This window comes from Alteromonas sp. NFXS44, from assembly GCF_040148705.1.
Classification (GTDB): domain Bacteria; phylum Pseudomonadota; class Gammaproteobacteria; order Enterobacterales; family Alteromonadaceae; genus Alteromonas.
Map to the genome: position 1 here is coordinate 21213 of NZ_JAGDEA010000006.1, position 19054 is coordinate 40266.

At 48.7% G+C, this 19054-nt stretch carries 16 protein-coding genes; 14 read left to right on the plus strand and 2 right to left on the minus strand.

Annotated features, from left to right (window positions below; all coding sequences use genetic code 11):
* Positions 1–324: 324 nt before the first annotated feature.
* Positions 325–1446 carry a pyridoxal-phosphate-dependent aminotransferase family protein gene (locus J3369_RS10040; RefSeq protein ID WP_349586302.1) on the plus strand — a complete coding sequence of 374 codons (1122 nt, stop codon included), beginning with the start codon at positions 325–327 and terminating at the stop codon, positions 1444–1446.
* A 27-nt stretch (positions 1447–1473) separates the two neighbouring features.
* Here J3369_RS10040 and J3369_RS10045 read toward each other — a convergent pair whose 3' ends face one another.
* Both J3369_RS10045 and J3369_RS10050 read right to left on the minus strand, forming a co-directional pair.
* Positions 1474–2211, minus strand: a complete 738-nt coding sequence (locus J3369_RS10045) for a DUF3307 domain-containing protein (RefSeq protein WP_349586305.1) — start codon at positions 2209–2211, stop codon at positions 1474–1476.
* A complete protein-coding gene (locus tag J3369_RS10050; RefSeq protein ID WP_349586308.1) occupies positions 2208–2834 on the minus strand; it encodes a hypothetical protein in 627 nt (208 codons plus the stop codon). Before J3369_RS10050 ends, J3369_RS10045 begins: the two co-directional genes overlap by 4 nt.
* 243 nt (positions 2835–3077) lie before the next feature.
* On the opposite strand from J3369_RS10050, the gene J3369_RS10055 reads away from it, so the two are divergent.
* The 13 genes from J3369_RS10055 (at position 3078) to J3369_RS10115 (ending at position 19045) form a co-directional block, all read left to right on the plus strand.
* The gene (locus tag J3369_RS10055) at positions 3078–4307 is read left to right on the plus strand and encodes a spore maturation protein (RefSeq protein WP_349586310.1); all 1230 of its coding nucleotides are present in this window, start codon (positions 3078–3080) and stop codon (positions 4305–4307) included.
* Positions 4308–4376: 69 nt separating this feature from the next.
* Positions 4377–5066, plus strand: a complete 690-nt coding sequence (locus J3369_RS10060) for an SIMPL domain-containing protein (RefSeq protein WP_349586313.1) — start codon at positions 4377–4379, stop codon at positions 5064–5066.
* Complete coding sequence (gene msrC, locus J3369_RS10065) at positions 5059–5535, plus strand: free L-methionine (R)-S-oxide reductase MsrC (protein ID WP_303575199.1); 477 nt, start codon at positions 5059–5061, stop codon at positions 5533–5535. The genes J3369_RS10060 and msrC overlap by 8 nt, the downstream gene beginning before the upstream one ends.
* A complete protein-coding gene (locus tag J3369_RS10070; RefSeq protein WP_119501350.1) occupies positions 5532–5822 on the plus strand; it encodes a hypothetical protein in 291 nt (96 codons plus the stop codon). Before msrC ends, J3369_RS10070 begins: the two co-directional genes overlap by 4 nt.
* A gap of 17 nt (positions 5823–5839) precedes the next feature.
* Complete coding sequence (gene proQ / locus J3369_RS10075; protein WP_349586317.1) at positions 5840–6499, plus strand: RNA chaperone ProQ; 660 nt, start codon at positions 5840–5842, stop codon at positions 6497–6499.
* A gap of 1 nt (position 6500) precedes the next feature.
* Positions 6501–8540: a carboxy terminal-processing peptidase gene (gene prc, locus J3369_RS10080; RefSeq protein ID WP_349586319.1), complete on the plus strand. Its 2040-nt coding sequence runs from the start codon at positions 6501–6503 to the stop codon at positions 8538–8540.
* A gap of 104 nt (positions 8541–8644) precedes the next feature.
* Entirely contained in the window at positions 8645–9979 is a 1335-nt protein-coding gene (locus J3369_RS10085) for a sodium-dependent transporter (RefSeq protein ID WP_349586321.1), read from the plus strand.
* Positions 9980–9993: 14 nt separating this feature from the next.
* On the plus strand, positions 9994–11469 hold the full coding sequence (nhaC, locus tag J3369_RS10090) for a Na+/H+ antiporter NhaC (protein ID WP_349586324.1): 1476 nt from the start codon (positions 9994–9996) through the stop codon (positions 11467–11469).
* A 22-nt stretch (positions 11470–11491) separates the two neighbouring features.
* The gene (gene pepN / locus J3369_RS10095; protein ID WP_349586326.1) at positions 11492–14086 is read left to right on the plus strand and encodes an aminopeptidase N; all 2595 of its coding nucleotides are present in this window, start codon (positions 11492–11494) and stop codon (positions 14084–14086) included.
* On the plus strand, positions 14079–14306 hold the full coding sequence (locus tag J3369_RS10100; protein ID WP_349586328.1) for a DUF2835 family protein: 228 nt from the start codon (positions 14079–14081) through the stop codon (positions 14304–14306). Before pepN ends, J3369_RS10100 begins: the two co-directional genes overlap by 8 nt.
* Before the next feature lie 202 nt (positions 14307–14508).
* Complete coding sequence (locus J3369_RS10105; protein ID WP_119501357.1) at positions 14509–16569, plus strand: DUF1302 domain-containing protein; 2061 nt, start codon at positions 14509–14511, stop codon at positions 16567–16569.
* A gap of 10 nt (positions 16570–16579) precedes the next feature.
* The gene (locus J3369_RS10110) at positions 16580–17941 is read left to right on the plus strand and encodes a DUF1329 domain-containing protein (protein WP_349586332.1); all 1362 of its coding nucleotides are present in this window, start codon (positions 16580–16582) and stop codon (positions 17939–17941) included.
* Between the two features lie 72 nt (positions 17942–18013).
* Positions 18014–19045 carry a WD40/YVTN/BNR-like repeat-containing protein gene (locus J3369_RS10115; RefSeq protein ID WP_349586335.1) on the plus strand — a complete coding sequence of 344 codons (1032 nt, stop codon included), beginning with the start codon at positions 18014–18016 and terminating at the stop codon, positions 19043–19045.
* Positions 19046–19054: the final 9 nt, after the last annotated feature.

Sequence of the window (19054 nt, forward strand, 5' to 3'; positions counted from 1 at the left end):
ACAACGGATCGTAACTATAGATCAAAACCGCTCACTTTATAAACAAATTTTTGAAAAAATTTATCGATATATTATCAGAGACTTATTCTCAGTTCCATCCCTGTTTAAAAAACAACAGCTTATTTCTGCTCTGACCAGCCACCAAACTGAACAAAAATTACCCACAGGTTGGTCGCATTTTATTCAACAGAACGAATCTAAATCCCGGTGAATGATTAACCGCCATAGCCATTCATCTTATTTATACCGGGAATGTGCAATTGTCCGTAAGCGTTGATAGTGCCACAATAGTTTTACATTTAAATTGCAGTCTGAGGCACGATTATGACAACACCATCAACTTTTATTCCGCCAGAGCGTACCTTAATGGGGCCTGGTCCTTCTGATGTTTCTCCCCGTGTACTTAATGCGATGTGCCGGTCTACCCTGGGGCACCTTGATCCGCTGTTTGTTCAGCTTATGGATGAAACAAAGGCGTTACTTCAATATGCATTTAAAACGACCAATGCGCTGACCATGCCGGTTTCTGCACCGGGGTCGGCGGGTATGGAAGCCTGCTTTGTTAACCTGGTAGAACCTGGCGATAAAGTCATCGTCTGCATTAATGGCGTATTTGGTAACCGCATGGTGGAGAACGTAGTCCGCTGTGGTGGTGAGGCCATTAAGGTTGAAGATGAATGGGGACATCAGTCTGATCTCAACAAAGTAGAATCAGCACTGAAAGCCCATCCTGATGCCAAAATTCTGGCTTTCGTGCATGCAGAAACCTCTACCGGCGTGCGTAACGACGCTCAGGCCCTGTGTAAACTGGCACAGCAATACGATTGCCTGACCATTGTGGATGCCGTTACCTCGCTGGGCGGTATTGAAGTTGATGTGGACGGCTGGGGCATAGATGCCATTTATTCCGGTTCGCAAAAATGTTTAAGTTGCGTGCCGGGTTTATCTCCTGTGTCTTTCAGCGATCGTGCAGTTGACGTTATCAAAGGACGTAGCACGCCGGTTCAGAGCTGGTTCCTCGATATGAATCTTATCGTCGGATACTGGGGACAGGGCGGCAAACGGGCTTATCATCATACCGCGCCGGTTAACAGTATTTATGCCCTGCACGAATCACTGGTAATGCTGAAAGAAGAAGGTCTGGAGCAGGCATGGCAACGCCATGAGCAGGGTCATGCAAAGCTGGTGGCTGGTCTTGATAAACTGGGTCTGTCTATGGCTGTGGATGAGGCATACCGGTTGCCTCAGCTGAATGCTGTTGTTATTCCTGACGGTGTGGACGATGCACAGGTGCGCAGTCAGTTGCTGAATGATTTTAATCTGGAAATCGGTGCCGGTCTTGGTGCGCTGGCCGGAAAAGTCTGGCGTATCGGTCTGATGGGATATGCGTGTAAAGATCGCAATATCGACCATTGTCTGGCCAGCCTTGAAAAGGCGATCCGCTAGTAAGAATCACTGAGCCGGATATCCGGCTCAGGATTTTAATGCCAGTACCAGCCAGCCCGTTATCAGCGCAATGGCAAAACTCATCAGCGTGCCCAGCATCATGTATTCTGTCAGTCTCATATCCCGTTCCCGGGACAGATCACCTACGCGGAACACGGTTTTAGTTGCCACCAGAAAACCCAGCCCTGTGTATTCATCGACAAGAATAAAAGACAGCGCCAGCAATCTTTCAACATAACCAATCCAGCGCCCGGCATTGCCCAGGCTTTTTCCTTCTTCTTCACCCTGCGTTTTCTTCAGTTGTTCAGCATGTTGTGACAACAGTTGCCCGATAAGAATACTGGCCGGTTTAAAAATAATGATGTATCCGGTGAGGTAGAGCAGGTTTTCACGGGTCAGCCAGATGGCTTTACTGGTCAGCAGCGAAGCAATATCGATTTTGGTGAATGACAGGGCGACCAGCGCGATAACCAGAAAGTGAGCAAGCTGGTCCAGTGCAAAGGCAAGGTGACTTTTGTGTCCTGCTTTCGCCCAGTCGATGAGAAAATGACTGACAGTAATGACGCCGGCTGCTGCCAGTCCCCGCCATAATCCTGCGTCAGCCAGCCACAGCGCCACCAGTGCAAGGGCCGCATGTACACCGGCATGAAGAAACAGTGACGGTGATTGCAACCCTTTATCGTGACGGCACTGGATCCATTTAGCCGGTTGCAGGTAAAAATCGCCGATAAAATGGGCGCTCAGCAAAAGCAGAAAGAGTGTCATCCGGCATCGTCCTTTAAGTTGGTGACATAATGAATAAATGGCTCCAGTAAATCCCCGCCGGCCGCTTTCAGGCGTTCGCTGATATTTTGCCGTGAGGTTTGCTGTTGTTCTGCCAGAACCTGGTGTAACGGAAACCCCAGATGAATGTAATGGTACAGCAAATCAGCCTGTTTTTTACTGAGCCGGTTCAGTATGTAGCTTAACTGTGTGCAGATGATACCGGTAGCTATTTGCTGTTCTGCCAGCGGAGTGCGTACAACGATTTCTCCGCTACGGGCTTCGTCCAGAGCACGGCCTGATTCAACAAATACCTTGCCGGAAGATGTACCGGGCGTGGCTTTTATCACGGCATCACTGCCTGTTGCCAGCGCCTGGGTGCAATTGACCTGCAACCCGTCTATCTGACTGTTGAGATAGAGCTTGAGTTCAAGCATGGCGGTTACAGCGTCCTCCGGTTTTTCGAAAACAAACTGAAAGCCGTCGCCGCGGAATATTTCGTATAAACAGCCTGTCCGTGCTTTTATTGCCTCACACTGGCGGGTGAGCGCCGACATGGTGTGCTGGTAATCAGAGGACGTTAAGGCGGTGGATTTGACCAGATCGCCGGTAAGGACCGCAGCCATAATGTTGTTATCCCTTGTTATTTCGTTACCAAGCAAGATTATATCCTTGCTTTTCAATATGCAAGTCCTGAGTCTTGCTTTTCCTTTTGCAAGGACAGGATGTTGCATTAGAAATGACACTGAATACCGGAGGCTATCACCGGCTTTATCGTACAGAGTTCTCCGTTTGTCATAAATAACATGCGGGCAGAAATAAATCCGGTAGACTACGACGAATAACAATAACAGACAAAATAACGGATTATGCTGCATCGTATTTGGTTATCATTCATTGTTCTCGCCTTTCTGGCCACCGTCTGGCAGGCCTTCTTTGGCGCCTCACCGGGTGGCTTTCAGGATGTGATGCAATCTGTCACCAGCATGGCGCAACTCAGCGTGGATATCGCTATCGGTCTGATAGGGGTACTGGCATTCTGGCTGGGTATATTCGAAGTTGCCGAAAAATCAGGCATGATAGAAAAGTTTTCAAGGGTACTGGCACCATTTCTGTGCCGGATCATGCCCGATATTCCCCGCAATCATCCTGCACTTGGCAGCATTACCATGAATATGTCGGCGAACGTACTCGGGCTGGATAACGCTGCTACGCCTTTCGGCATAAAAGCGATGCAGGATATGCAAACTCTGGCAACAGATAAAGAAACCCTCACCAACAGTCAGATCCTGTTTCTGGTACTGAACACGTCTTCAGTGACATTGTTTCCCATTGCGGTTTTTCTCTACCGGGCAGAGCAGGGCGCGGCACAGCCTACTGACGTATTTATTCCTATCTTACTGGCAACCAGCGCTTCTACCATGGCGGGGCTTATCATTACCTGTCTGGTGCAGAGGGTGAACCTGTTTAACCGTGTGGTGGTTTTGTATCTGGCCGGTATTTTTGGTCTGCTGAGTGCAGTGATTGTGTATTTTTCCCATCTGGCAGCAAAAGAGCTGGCAGAGCAGTCTGCCATTGTGGCGAACTTTTTGTTGTTCTCGTTTATTGTTGCGGTACTCGTCACCGGCTGGCGGCGAAAACTCGACACCTATGAATTATTTATAGACGGCGCTAAGAAAGGCTTTAATGTGGCGGTTTCGCTGATCCCGTTTTTATTAGCCATGCTGGTTGCTATTGGCATGCTGAGAGCCAGTGGCATTATGGATATGGTGGTTAACGGCATCGGCTACCTGGTTACCGCTTTAGGCGGCGACCCCCGGTTTGTGGATGGCTTACCTACTGCCATTATGAAACCTCTCAGTGGCAGCGGCGCCAGAGCGCTCATGATAGAAACGATGCAGCATCACGGCGCAGATTCTTTCGCCGGCAGACTGGCCTCGGTCCTTCAGGGATCGACAGAAACCACGTTCTACGTTATTGCCGTTTATCTCGGGGCCGTGGGGATCAAGCACTCCCGTTATGCCGTAGCATGTTGTCTGGCGGCAGACTTTGCAGGAATTTTTGCTGCAATTTTAGTCAGTTACTGGTTTTTTGGTTAAGTCTTTGTTCACCTGCCGTTCAGTTGACGTAAGCATAATCAGGTCTGACATTTAAATAAGGTGACAGAAATGAATTTAAAACAAATCAGTGCCGCAGTAATCTTCGCAGCGATGCCCGTTCTGGCCAGTGCACAGGCCATGGAACCGGTTATTCAGGTGAGCGGCAAAGGCTCTTTCTCCGTTGTACCCGATGCTTATACTCTGACATTTGTGATGGAAGAAAAAGGCGAAACCGTTTCTAAACTGAATACACAGATGCAGTCAGACATGAAGTCTGTGCTTAAATTTCTGCTCGACAACGGTATTGAAGAAAAGCACGTGCAGTCCATGCAGGTGAATTTAAATCCGTATTACGAATCTACCCCTCAGGGCCGTGAACAACGGGGATTTGTACTCAGCAGAGAAATTCAGGTAACGGATACGGATATAAATAACTATGACCGTATCATTGACGGCGCTTTATCCCGCGGTATAGATCGTATGCAAGGGTTTCAGTTTATTGCCAGTGAGCAGAATAATGCTTACGAAAAGGCCTTGATAAATGCAGTTAAAGACGCCAAATTACGCGCCGGACTGTTAGCAGAAGAACTGGGCGTAAAAACAGGTAAGGTAATTGCAGTGTCAGAGAGCGGCAACAGTTACCCCATGCCGGTGATGAGAATGGAAATGTCCGCGAAGGCCGACAGCTTTTCATCAGCCATGCCCGGTGAACAAGTCGTGGAAGCACGGGTGAACGTCAGCTTCGCGATAGATGAATGAGATTGAGGGTAAGTTGAAAAACGAGTTTTACAAAGAGTTACTGACGCAGGCGAAGGGTTTAATGAGCGGTGAGAGCGATCTCATCGCCAACATGGCGAATTTGAGCGCGTTAATGTTTAACCGCATGGAAAAGGTAAACTGGGCCGGATTCTATTTATATAAAGAGGATCAACTTGTGCTCGGGCCTTTTCAGGGCCAGCCCGCCTGCATACGCATTCCGGTGGGCCGCGGTGTATGCGGCACTGCGGCACAAAGCCTGCAGACCCAACTGGTAGAAGATGTCCACGCGTTTGAAGGCCACATTGCCTGTGACGCCGCATCCAATTCTGAGATCGTTATTCCGCTGGTACTTAACGGCAAATTACTGGGCGTACTGGACATCGACAGTCCTGAATACAGCCGGTTTGACGAGGAAGATAAGGCCGGTCTGGAAGCGCTGGCTGAGGCTTTACTGGATTCTCAGCGATGAAAGAATATGTTGATATCCATGTTGTGCTGGCAACGCCGGCCGACATGGAAGACAATTTTGACGAACCCGAAGAGGCAGCAGAGCGGATAAATTTCATTCTGCATTGCATTTACGACAGAGCCGATGAAGATGCGGATACGCACTGGCTTGAGCGTTTATTGCACTATACCTGGGAAACATGGCATCAAACACGCAATTTATTGGACATAGACGACGATGAATTGCTTGATTGGGTTGACCACACGCTGGCAACTTGGGATGATGCTGACAATGAAGATTATTATTAACCACACGTAAAGTATAGATGGAATCACCAGAGAAGTTTTCAAACAGTAAAGAAGTCATCGCCTTTTTGGCAGAAACCTTTCCAAACTGTTTTTCCACCGAGGGCGAAGCACAGCCTCTGAAAATTGGCATTTTTCAGGATCTGGCTCAGCGTTTAGAAAATGAAGAACGGGTTAGCAAAACCTTACTGCGTTCAACATTAAGACATTACACCAACAGCTGGCGTTACCTGCACAGCATCAAAGAAGGCGCTCACCGCGTTGACTTAGATGGTAATCAGGATGCTCAAATTGAAAAAGAGCATGCTGACCACGCAAAGCAGCAATTGGATGAAAGCAAAGCGAAAGCTGCTGAAAAGCGCAAAGCGAAGCAAAAGACCACTGGCGAAAAGCGTCCACCCCAACGCAAACCACGCAGCGAAAATGTTGAAAAACCTCAGCAGCGCGGGAAAAAGGGAACTAAATTTAATTCTGAAAGACCAAATAAAACACCACCGGCCAAACTTACCGATGCCGATTGCCAGCCAGGCACATCCGTCACAGTGAAGTTGGGTAAAGCCCCGATGCATGCGGTTATTACTGAAGTCGCTAAAGACGGTATTCACGTGCAACTTGATTCGGGCATGGTGGTAAAAGTCAACGCAGACGCTTTACGTTTGGCGAATTCCAAGAGGTCGTAATATGAAAGAAATCCTTCGCATTTCCATTGCCAGTGCATTTTTAACCGTTGGCATTGGCGCCGGTGCAACTACTACCACTGAAAAGGTAGAAGATTTACCCGTTCTGCAGCAGGAAACACAACACAGTGTGGCTGCAAAAAGGGTAAGTGCTTTGTTCACCAGAGCGCACTACAAGGAAATTGCGTTGGATGACGCTTTGTCGGAAAAAATCTACGACCGTTTTCTCCGCTCTCTCGATAACAACAAACAGGTTTTGTTGAAGTCAGATGTGGATGGTTTCGAAAAGTACCGTGATTCTTTTGATGAAGCGTTAAGTCGCGGCAACTTGTCTATCGCTTATGATATGTATAATCAAAGTGCAAAACGTCGTGTTGAGCGCTTTGAGTTTGCGTTAAGCCTGTTAGACAAGCCTTTCAATTTTGAAAAAGCTGACGACAAATTCTATTACGACCGTGAAGACGCAGCATGGCCAACCACAGAAGCAGAGCTGGATGAATTGTGGCGTCAGCGGGTTAAATACGATGCGCTTAATCTGATTATGGCGGATAAAACCTGGGAAGAAGCAAAAGACTTACTGACCAAGCGTTATACCCGTGCCGTTAAGCGACTGAAGCAAGCTGAGAGTGAAGACGTTTTCCAGACGGTTATGAACTCTTTTGCCCGCAGCGTTGAAGCGCATACCAGTTACCTGTCTCCCCGAAATGCCGACCGTTTCCAGATGGAAATGAACCTGTCATTTGAAGGTATTGGTGCTGTACTTCAAGCAGAAGATGACTTTACTGTAATTAAAAGCATTGTACCGGGCGGCCCTGCTGATAAATCCAATGCGCTGAAACCGGAAGATAAAATTATTGGTGTGGCGCAGGACGACGAAGAGTTCGTGGATGTTGTAGGCTGGCGTCTGGATGAGGTTGTTGATCTCATTAAAGGACCCAAAGGCAGTACCGTACGTTTACAGATACAAAAAGGCACGTCAGATACCAAAGCCATGTCTGTGGTCAGTCTGACCCGTGACAAAATCAAGCTGGAAGACCGCGCCGCGAAATCTGAGGTTTATGAGCCGGAAACCGGCCCGTATGCCGGTGAGAAGTTAGGCGTTATCACAATTCCCAGTTTCTATAACAACCTGCATGCTGACGTGAAAAAAGAACTGGATTCACTGAAAGCTCAGGACGTCAAAGGCATCATTGTCGATTTGCGTGGTAACGGCGGTGGTTCGCTGACAGAAGCGACGTTACTCACCGGACTGTTCATTGAAAAAGGACCGGTAGTACAAATTCGCTATGGCGAAGGCAAGGTGAGTGTTAACCGTGATACTGACGGTGTAGTAACGTACGATGGTCCGTTAACAGTACTGGTTGACCGTTACAGTGCGTCTGCATCTGAAATCTTTGCTGCAGCCATGCAGGATTACAGCCGTGCTTTGATTGTGGGTGAACAAACCTTTGGTAAAGGCACCGTTCAACAGCACCGCGGACTTGGCCGGATTTACGACCTGTATGACAACCCGCTGGGCAGTGTGCAGTTTACCATTGCGAAATTCTACCGTATCGACGGTGGCAGCACCCAGCACAAAGGTGTCGTACCGGACATTAAATATCCGTCGCCCATTGATCCGGCAGACTGGGGTGAAAGCCAGGAAGAAAATGCATTACCCTGGGACAGCATTGACCGCGCGAACTACACCACTTTTGGCGACAGCCAGAGTGCACTGGATGTGCTGGCAGCCAAGCACAATGCCCGTGTATTGAAAGAGCCTGAGTTTATGTATCTCGCCGAAGATATTGACGAGTACAAAAAGAATAAAGACAAAAAATATGTGTCACTGGTGAAATCAGAACGGGAATCAAAGAAAGAAGAATCCCGCGAGAATGATCTGAAACGGGCCAATGAGCGCCTGGCACGTATGGGCAAGGAGCCGGTTGAATCGCTGGACGATTTACCGGATGAGCTTGAAGAGCTGGATCCTTTCCTGGATGAAGCGGCTAACATCACTTTCGACATGTTAGACACCGGTAAATACGCAATACATCAACAATAAAATACATACTACAGGGGCTGGTGCCGGGCCAGCCCCTTTTTTGTACCTATAATAAAAATCACACGACAACAAACGATTAAAACAATAATAAAGGGAATACATCCATGGCAATGCGAGGTGAATTTTCATCACGGATCGGATTCATACTGGCTGCTGCCGGTTCCGCCGTCGGTCTCGGAAATATCTGGGGCTTTCCCACGCAAGTCGCCACTAACGGCGGCGCAGCATTTGTAATTGTTTATCTTCTTTTAGCGTTCGTACTGGCTTATCCGGTATTGATGGCTGAACTCATTATTGGCCGTTCCAACCGTGCGAACATGGTGGACGCGCTGACGAATATCTCAGGTAATGTTTCCGGTACGCTTACCGGCCTGTGGGGCTGTGTCACTGTATCCATGATTCTGGCGTTCTACGGCATAGTCGGTGGCTGGATGCTGGCTTATTTCGCTGACGGCATTGTGCAAACTGCTGGTCTTGAAGAGACTTCAGTCTGGCTGATGGGTTTCTCTGACAGCCGCAATATGATTTTTTGCGGCCTGTTTATGTTACTGACCGCTTCTATCGTATTGGGCGGGGTAAAGTCAGGCATTGAAAAATGGTCAGTGCGTTTAATGCCGACATTGGTTGTGATCATCCTGGCATTGATTGTCTATGTAAGCTTTCAACCCGGGGCCGTTGAAGGCTGGGCAGCCTATCTCTTACCTGATTTCTCACGCATTCTCGATCCGGACTTATTAATCAGCGCCATGGGGCAGGCCTTTTTCTCTATGTCTTTAGGGGTCGGTACTATGCTGGTTTACGGTTCTTATCTGTCTAAGCAGGAAAATCTGCCCTCAATAGGTGCATGGGTTGCACTGGTTGATATCGGTGTAGCAATTATTGCCGGTATGCTCATCATTCCCGCTATGTATGTGGCGCTGAATAATGGCGTAGAAATTTTTACTGAAACCGGCGCGTTAATGGACGGGGACCAGTTGATATTCAATGTATTGCCGGCCCTGTTTGAGTCTATCGGCCCTGTCGGTGTACTGGTGTCCGTGGCGTTCTTTGCCCTGATGGTTATTGCTTCTGTAACGTCTTCAATTTCTATGCTGGAAGTGCCTGTTGCTTATCTGGTTGAGAACCGCAAACAGCCCCGAAGCCGTGCTGTATGGATCATGGCTGCACTGATTTTTGCTGCCAGTTGTATCATCATTCTTAATTTTGAAAGTCTGTTTGGCCTGGTCATTGCTGCGACTACCCAGTACAGTCAGCCTCTACTCGGATTTGCATTGTGTCTGTTTGCCGGATGGGTCTGGCGCAGAGATGCTATTCTGGCGGAACTGAAAGAAGGTTTTGCTGATGCAGAACACAGTCTGTTCTGGAAAATCTGGCCCTGGTATGTGAAATTTGTTTGTCCGGTAGTCATCCTGCTGATGTTCGTCCGTTCTGTCTTATAAGAGTAATAACTACAATGAATAAAACGATTAAAGACCCGTCACTGACGGATGCGCTTATTCCTATTGTTGCACTGGTCATCATGATGGGCAGTGCGGTTTATCTGTTCTCCGACAATTCATCTTTTGGTCCTAACCAGATTGCTCTGTTGCTGGGTACCGGCCTCGCTGCTATCATCGGCATGAAAAATGGCCATAGCTGGAAGGAAATCGAAGCAGGCATCGTTAAAGGGATCTCCATGTCACTGGGCGCCTGCCTGATTTTGCTGGCAGTAGGCTCACTGATCGGCACCTGGATGCTGGCCGGTACCGTTCCCACACTCATTTATTACGGGCTTGAGCTACTTAACCCGTCTTTCTTTTATGCTGCAAGCTGTCTGATTTGTGCTGTAGTGGCAATGAGTATCGGCAGTTCGTGGACCACAGCGGCCACTGTCGGTGTTGCCCTGATGGGGGTGGCATCCGGAATGGATATGTCGGCAGCAATTACAGCAGGCGCTGTTGTTTCCGGTGCGTATTTCGGCGATAAAATTTCACCTCTTTCAGAAACAACGAATCTGGCACCGGCAGTGGCGGGAACGGATTTATTTGAACATATCCGCTACATGCTCTGGACAACGATCCCCAGCTTTATTATTGCTTTAATCCTGTTTGTTATTCTTGGCTTCAGTGAGTCCGATGCAGCTTCTCTTGAGCGCATCGAGCAAATGCAGACATTATTGGGTGAATCATTTTCTCTGGGCTGGTATCTGCTCATTCCGCTGGTCGTGTTACTGACACTGGCGGTGAAGAAAATGCCGGCATTTCCGGCGGTATCCATCGGTGCGCTGCTTGGTGGTATCTGGGCCGTTGTGTTTCAGGGCGATGTAGTCGCCAGCATGGCGGATGCGCAGGATTCTCCGGCCATCGGTACGCTGAAAGTGGTGTGGACTGCATTGTTCGACGGCGTCAGTTTTTCCACGCCGGATGAAAACTTAAATGCGCTGCTCAGCCGTGGTGGTATGTCATCAATGCTGAATACTATCTGGCTGATTATCTGCGCGATGTCATTTGGTGCCGTACTTGAGCGGGTCGGCCTGCTTAAGCGGGCAGTCAGTGCAATTCTTCATGGCGCGAAGTCTGCCGGTGACATGATCAGCCGGACGATTCTTACCTGCCTGGGTACAAATCTGGTAACGGCTGATCAGTATATGTCGATTGTTATGCCCGGCCGTATGTATAAACAGGAATTTGAAAAGCGCGGACTGAACCAGCTTAACCTGTCCCGCAGCCTTGAAGACGGCGGCACACTGACATCACCGTTAATTCCCTGGAACACCTGTGGTGCTTACATGCAGGGCGTATTAATGGTGCATCCGTTTGAATACATCTTCTATACTTTCTTTAACGTAATTAATCCTGTCCTCGCGATTATTTATGCGTATCTGGGCATCAAAATTCTTCGCCTGGACCCTCCCTTCGAGCGCAAAGAGGACGACGGGGAGCGCGCATAACTTTCTTTTTTAAGGAGTACTTATGAGCGTCAATGCAAAACGCCGGCTGGACTACCAGCCGCCGCTTTTTACCATTTCACGGGTAATCATGGATGTAAAACTGCATCCGGTCGCCACACTTATTACAACGAAATCCACAGTAGAAAGAGCAGGGAATCACAATGAACCTCTGTTCCTTGATGGCGAAAAACTCACTTTACATTCTGTAAGCGTTAACGGGCAGCCTTATACCGCCTATGATTTACAGGATGCCGGATTACTACTGAAAGACGTACCTGACAGCTTTGAACTGGTCATCGACACAGAAACAGACCCGCAAAACAATCAGGCACTGGAAGGCCTGTATCTTTCTGATGGCGTATTTTGTACACAGTGCGAGGCAGAAGGCTTCCGCCGCATTACTTATTTCACTGACCGCCCCGATGTACTGGCGAAATATACCGTCACTGTCAGCGGCGATAAAAAGCAATATCCCACGTTACTGGCAAATGGTAATCCTGTGGATTCAGGGGAAGAAGCCGACGGGACTCACTGGGTTACCTGGGAAGATCCTCATCCTAAACCCAGCTATCTGTTTGCGTTAGTGGCCGGTGATTTTGATTTGCTGGAAGACACTTACCGCACCACCAGCGGCCGCGACGTTAAGCTTGAGTTGTATGTGGATAAAGGTAAGCGTGAACGGGGTCATTTTGCTCTGGAATCTCTGAAGCGGGCGATGAAGTGGGACGAAGACACGTTTGGTCTGGAATACGATCTCGATATCTACATGATTGTCGCCGTGGATTTCTTCAATATGGGCGCAATGGAAAACAAAGGCCTGAATATCTTCAACAGCAAATTTGTACTGGCGGATCAGGACAGTGCCACTGATGACGACTTTTTCAACGTAGAATCAGTCATCGCCCACGAGTATTTCCACAACTGGACCGGTAACCGCGTTACCTGCCGCGACTGGTTCCAGCTGAGCCTGAAAGAAGGTCTCACTGTATTCCGTGATCAGCAATTCAGCGCCGACATGACTTCAGCGCTGAGCAACCGGATTAAGCATGTACGTGTGATGCGGGAACATCAGTTTGCTGAAGATGCCAGTGCGATGAGCCATCCTATCCGTCCTGATGAAGTGATTGAAATGAATAACTTCTACACAGTGACGGTATACGATAAAGGCGCTGAAGTGATCCGCATGTTCCATACGCTTCTCGGCCCTGAGGGCTTCCGCAGAGGCATGGATGAGTATTTCCGGCGTCACGATGGTCAGGCAGTTACCTGCGACGATTTTGTTGCAGCTATGCAGACCGCAACAGAAAAAGATCTCAGTCATTTCGCCCGCTGGTACAGTCAGTCCGGTACACCGGTCCTGGCCGTTGAACGGGTTTATGACAAACAGAAGCGTACTTTGCACATTACGCTGTCACAGCACACACCGCCGACGGCAGATCAGGCAGAAAAACAGCCCCTGTATATTCCGGTGGCGTTTGAATGTATTGACGACAATGGTCATCACTACAGCGATGATGAAAGCCTGGTACAGAATGGCCTGGTGATCGTGGACAAGCCGTCAGTGTCTCTGACTTTTTCGGATGTTCCTGAGTCCTGTTTACCCGTTGTGCTGGGGAATTTCTCTGCGCCAGTGCGGGTAGATAACCCTTTATCTGCCAGAGAATTACTGCAGATTTTCCGTTTTGCTGATGATCTGTTTAATCGCTGGGATGCCATGCAGTCGCTTTACGACTGGTGTATCGGTGTAATAGAGCAGGGCGCAGCCATCCCCGATACGGTTTGGGATTATCTGCGTGAAGTGTTACATGATGAAAAGGCTAATCATGAGCTGCTTGGCGAGTGTTTATCGGTGCCCAGTTTTGAAACCTTGTGTCAGAGCCGCAGCCAGATAAACGTTAAGGCACTGTTTGCAGCCAGAGAAGCATTCTGCCAGCAGTTTGCTGACGCGTTACATGACGGACTGATTGCTGTGTGGCAGGCTATCGAAACCACGGACTATGTCTACGATCAGCGTAATGTGAATGCCCGCCGTTGCAAAAATGTGGTGCTCGGCCATCTTGCCCGCACATCTCACGGCGCATCGCTTATACGGGCACAATACGTCAGTGCCGACAATATGACTGATGCTCTGGCATCGTTAAAGGCTGCGCAAATCTGTGACGGGGAACTCTTCAGTGACTTAATGACCCGGTTCGGTCAGCGCTGGGAGAAAGAGCCTCTGGTGCTGGACAAATGGTTCGCTTTGCACGCTACCACAGAGCGGGAAGATATTCTGGCACACATCACCATGCTGAAGTCGCACCCTCAGTTCAGTATTGGTAATCCGAACCGTGTCCGCGCGCTTATCGGTAGTTTTGCTTTTTACAATTCCACCGGTTTTCACGCTGAAGACGGCAGCGGTTATGAATACGTAACCAGTTATCTGATTGAACTTGATAAACAGAACCCTCAGGTGGCTTCACGTATCGTAACACCACTCACGCAGTGGCAAAATTATGCGCCGGTGCACCAGCAACTCATGAAAGCACAGCTGCAACGGTTGCTGAACCATGAAGGTTTAAGTAAAGACGTGTTTGAAAAAGTCAGTAAGAGTCTGGCCTACGAAAGACGTGACTGATACTACCTATTTTTTTACTCTCTCCTTATCCTACAGCCGGTGTCAGGCGCTTTATGAAAGCGCCGGCGCCTCTGCTGTACTCACTTCAGAATCCGGCAAAAGGGTACAAATACCTGTAAGCCGGCTTCGTCCCTACGTTGACAGCCGCGGTCTTACCGGCCGGTTCAGGCTCCTCGTCAGCTCCGAAAATAAAATAAAATCCTTCGAGCGATTAAGATAATTTCAGCTAAAAACTGGCGATTTTGCCACTTTTGTTCAATAACTAGTTGAAAGGAAAAATGTTATTACTAGTGTTAACTGGTACGATTAGTTCTTGCGAAACAGGGAAAATGATGTAATCATTTTGTTAACTACCTTGGTTGGTCACACGTCTGCGCGTCGCTACCTGTTATCGTATGCGCTGGATCAGGAGAATAAAAACTATGACAATTAGGCATAGCACATTTAAAAAGACACCAGTTGCCGCTGGTATCATTGCCTTACTTGGTGCCGCCTCTCCGGCTTTAGCCGCAAACTGGCAATTTGGAGATGTTTCAGTATCACTGGATTCCACGTTTACGCTGGCGACCAGTATCCGTGCTGAAGACAGAGACTATAAATTAATCGGTAACAGCAACCATCCCCAGTTTGACTGGTCCGGTTATAACGCTGCAACGAATGTGATTTATCAGCCTGCTGATGTCTGGGCGCAGGCGAACGGTGATTATTCATCAAATAATGACCAGGGAGATTTGTCCTGGGATCCGGGTAAAGCCTTTTCTACCCAGATATCCGGTAACCACGATTTAGACATTAACATGGGTGACTGGGGTTTCTTTACCCGCGCGTTCTGGTTCTATGATTTTGTTCAGAACGATAACGACAACGTCGCCGCGAACCCAATCACCGGCAGAACACCCGATTTATGTGCGGCCCCGGAAGCTGATGATTTACTGTGTAAAGATTTCCGTATCCTGGATGCGTATTTCTACGGTGACTTCTGGATTGATGATAAACCATTCTCTATCCGTGTAGGTGATCAGGTGATCAGCTGGGGTGAGAGTACGTTTATCCAGCACGGTATCAATACCACTAACCCCGTGGATGTAAACCGTGCCCGTGCTCCCGGTGCTGAATTAAAAGAAGTGTTTATTCCTGTGGGTATGGTGTACGCCTCTCTGGGTCTGACTGATACGGTCAGTTTGTCGGCCTATTACCAGTATCGCTGGGAGCGCAGCTGGTTACCGGTTGCCGGCAGCTATTTCGCAACAAACGATTTTGCCGGTGAGGGTGGTCAGGCAAACAATATTCAGCTCGGCTTTACCGGTAACCCGGATATAGACCTGGATTTCCTGTTAAGCTCATTAAATGGGCTGGGTTCTGCTTTGCGTGCAGGTGCTGATGCATCCACAATCGGGCAGGCATATCTGGCTTATCCCACAAAAGTGGCGGTGCGCGGTTATTCAGATGCTGCTCATGAAGATGCAGATGATCAGGGCCAATACGGTATTCGTCTGACCTGGTTCTCAGAGCTGCTGAACGACAGTGAACTCAGTTTCTACCACATTAATTATCACAGTCAGCGTCCGCTGATTTCCGGTATTACGTCTGATTTCTCGCAGGAAGGTATTGCGTCAGATCTGGCTATGCTGGCGACCACAGAAATCACTAAAGATAACATTACTCAATTGGAAGCGTTCACTGAAGCGAAGTTCTATTATCCCGAAGACATTCAATTGTACGGCTTCAGCTTCAACACCAACATTGAGAGCTGGGCTCTGGCCGGTGAATTTGCTTACCGTGTTGATGAACCGTTACAAATCGACGATGTAGAATTGCTCTACATGGGTATGCCGGAACAGCTTGCTAACACAGGCTACCGTCCTGACTTATCCGGTATTTCTCAGTTAAACAACATCGGCCGGGCAGTGGGACCGGGTGAAACAGCTGAAGGTTTTGTATTCTCAGATACCTGGCAGGCTCAGTTTACCTTGTCTCAGGTATTTGGTCCGGCACTGGGTACAGATAACCTGATTGTTCTGGGTGAAGTTGGCTATGTAAATATCGTCGATTTTCCGGACCCTTCAGTATTGCGTCTGAACGCACCCGGTACAGGCAGAACGCCGTCACTTGAACCTACAGAAGACGGCAATCCACGTGTTGGTTTACACACAGGTTTATCAAACGGACCTGAAACAAACCCGTTTGCTACAGATGATGCCTGGGGCTACCGTTTACTGGCCGTTGCTGATTTCAACAACGTGTTCTCAGGCGTAAATATGCAAACCCGTGCAACGTTCTCACATGATGTGAAAGGGACAACACCCGATCCGTTGTATGTTTTCCTCGAAGATTCAAAATCAGCCAGTCTGGCATTTACCTTTAATTATCTTAGCAGCTGGTCAGCCACTGCATCTTACAGTGCATTCTGGGGTGGTGTGGGTACAACAAACCAGCTGTCAGATCGTGATTTTGTATCTTTCAACATCAAGTATTCGATTTAAGGGGTATCGTATGTTAAGAAAAGCAGGTCTTATTGCTGCTGCGTTATCGGTAGCGCTGTCATCTACAACCATGGCGGCAGTGTCTCAGGCAGAAGCCGATAAATTGGGTAACAGCCTGACACCACTGGGTGGTGAGGCTGCTGCCAATGCTGATGGCAGCATTCCGGCTTATACCGGCGGGATAACAGCCGCACCGGCCGGTTACTCTGCAGGTGACCATCATCCGGACCCTTATCCGGGTGATCAGGTATTGTTTGAGATCACAGGTCAAAATTATAAAGAGTATGCGGACTTTCTGTCTGACGGTCAGAAAAAGCTGTTCGAAACCTATCCGGATACATACCGTATGCCGGTTTATGAAAGCCGCCGCTCAGCGTCTAACCCTCAGTTTGTTTATGATGCGACCAGAGCAAACGCAACCCGTGCATCACTGATTGAATCCGGAAACGGTATCAAAGGTGCGGCAACGGGCATTCCGTTCCCTGTACCGCAAAATGGTCTGGAAGCAATCTGGAATCACATTCTGCGTTATCGCGGTCAGGCTGTTCAGCGTTTTGGCGGTCAGGCTGCTGTAACATCATCCGGTGATTACAATCTCATTGGTTTTGACGAGAAACTGCTGATCAAATATTCCAATGAAAATGCGAAGCCGGAAGAACTTGAAGAAGATAATATTCTGTTCTTCTTCAAACAGAAAATCACTGAGCCAGCCCGCCTTGCCGGCGATATTCTTCTGGTTAAGGAAACCGTTGACCAGGTGAAAGAGCCCCGTGAAGCGTGGAAGTATAATACGGGTCGTAAACGTCTGAACCGTGTTCCGCAAATTGCTTATGACACACCGGGAACCGAGGCCGATGGTCTGCGTACTACAGACGACTTCGATATGTACAATGGTTCTCCTGACCGTTACAACTGGGAGCTGAAAGGCAAAAAAGAAATGTACGTTGCCTACAACAACTACAAGTTGCACAGCGATCAGGTGAAGTATGAAGACATTCTGCAACCTAACCACATCAATCCGGATCTGACCCGCTGGGAAAAGCACCGTGTATGGGTGGTTGAGGCAACCTTAAAAGAGGGCTTGCGTCACATTTACCAGAAACGTGTTTTCTTCCTTGATGAAGACAGCTGGCAGATTCAGGAAGCAGACATGTACGACAAGAATGGTGAGTTGTACCGCGTCGCGATGACGTACGGTGTGAACTACTATGATGTGCCGACCCAATGGTCTACACTGGATGTGTATCATGATTTGAATTCCCGTCGTTACCTGGCAATTGGGCTGGATAACGAAGAAAAAATGTATGATTTCACTATCCAGCCACGTGAAGCCGAATTCACATCTCAGGCTCTCAGACGGGAAGGCCGTTAATTCTACAGAATCAAACGGTTGGCAGTGCCAACCGTTTTTGTATAGTTCTGCGCTATTAGGATAATAATACTCATGAAAAGCACTCTGGCGGCGATTATCGCGTTGTCGGCACTGTTTTCTGTCCATGCTCAGGAAGCTTATCAGGCTCCGCTGGTAACGAAATCAGTACTGCTCGATATCGATACCGCAGACTACGTTGTTGTGGCCGGGGAAAGAGGCCATATTCTGACGTCATCAGACGGCGAAAACTTCGTTCAACAGGCTGTACCTGTCACTGCTACCCTGACAGCGGTGGATATTGTTGGCGGCGATGTATGGGTGGCCGGGCATGATGCAACCATATTGCATTCATCCGACCGTGGCACTACGTGGACAGTGCAAATGTCTGCCCCTGAGCTGGAAATGCCCTTTCTCGATATACTCTTTTTTGATCATCAGCATGGCGTCGCTGCGGGGGCTTACGGTTTATTCTTCCGCACCCGTGATGGCGGTAAAACCTGGAACCGGGAGCTGCACGCTACGTTACTCAATCCCTACGATCAGGAATATCTTGATGAAGTAAAGCGGGATACACCGGAATACTACGAAGAGGAACTCCGCGCCATTTTGCCTCACCTGAATAAACTGGAGCAGGTGGGAGAAACCCTTTACCTTGTCGGTGAAGCGGGCCTGGTCGCCATGAGTGACAATATGGGAGAAACATGGACCCGTATGGATACCACCTATGAAGGGTCTTTTCTTGACGTTGCTGAGACAGCAGATGACACAATCGTCATCGCCGGCCTGCGGGGACACACCTTTGTCCGTCGCGGGACAGGTGAGTGGGAAAACGTACCGACCTGTTTGTCAGGTTCGCTGAATAAGATTTTACCGGCCGGTGAGCGTGTACGCCTGTTCGGCAATAACGGGATGATGATTTCAGTACCGGCATCGCTGGAAACAAGTGAGTTCGATCCCCGGGGGCCTGCAGACAGTTGTGAGCCGGTTGACGGTCTCAGCCGCGAACAACTTAAGGACAAAGCCAGCATCGTCAGCGTTGCACGATTTAACGGTCATCTTATCGCTGTCACGGCGAATGGTATCAAACAACTGGATATGGATTAAAACACTGAC

Bases quoted from the DNA above. Each gene is read 5' to 3' on its own strand.
- J3369_RS10040 (WP_349586302.1), top strand. From the start codon at position 325: ATGACAACACCATCAACTTTTATTCCGCCAGAGCGTACCTTAATGGGG.
- J3369_RS10045 (WP_349586305.1), bottom strand. From the start codon at position 2,211: ATGACACTCTTTCTGCTTTTGCTGAGCGCCCATTTTATCGGCGATTTT.
- J3369_RS10050 (WP_349586308.1), bottom strand. From the start codon at position 2,834: ATGGCTGCGGTCCTTACCGGCGATCTGGTCAAATCCACCGCCTTAACG.
- J3369_RS10055 (WP_349586310.1), top strand. From the start codon at position 3,078: ATGCTGCATCGTATTTGGTTATCATTCATTGTTCTCGCCTTTCTGGCC.
- J3369_RS10060 (WP_349586313.1), top strand. From the start codon at position 4,377: ATGAATTTAAAACAAATCAGTGCCGCAGTAATCTTCGCAGCGATGCCC.
- msrC (WP_303575199.1), top strand. From the start codon at position 5,059: ATGAATGAGATTGAGGGTAAGTTGAAAAACGAGTTTTACAAAGAGTTA.
- J3369_RS10070 (WP_119501350.1), top strand. From the start codon at position 5,532: ATGAAAGAATATGTTGATATCCATGTTGTGCTGGCAACGCCGGCCGAC.
- proQ (WP_349586317.1), top strand. From the start codon at position 5,840: ATGGAATCACCAGAGAAGTTTTCAAACAGTAAAGAAGTCATCGCCTTT.
- prc (WP_349586319.1), top strand. From the start codon at position 6,501: ATGAAAGAAATCCTTCGCATTTCCATTGCCAGTGCATTTTTAACCGTT.
- J3369_RS10085 (WP_349586321.1), top strand. From the start codon at position 8,645: ATGGCAATGCGAGGTGAATTTTCATCACGGATCGGATTCATACTGGCT.
- nhaC (WP_349586324.1), top strand. From the start codon at position 9,994: ATGAATAAAACGATTAAAGACCCGTCACTGACGGATGCGCTTATTCCT.
- pepN (WP_349586326.1), top strand. From the start codon at position 11,492: ATGAGCGTCAATGCAAAACGCCGGCTGGACTACCAGCCGCCGCTTTTT.
- J3369_RS10105 (WP_119501357.1), top strand. From the start codon at position 14,509: ATGACAATTAGGCATAGCACATTTAAAAAGACACCAGTTGCCGCTGGT.
- J3369_RS10110 (WP_349586332.1), top strand. From the start codon at position 16,580: ATGTTAAGAAAAGCAGGTCTTATTGCTGCTGCGTTATCGGTAGCGCTG.
- J3369_RS10115 (WP_349586335.1), top strand. From the start codon at position 18,014: ATGAAAAGCACTCTGGCGGCGATTATCGCGTTGTCGGCACTGTTTTCT.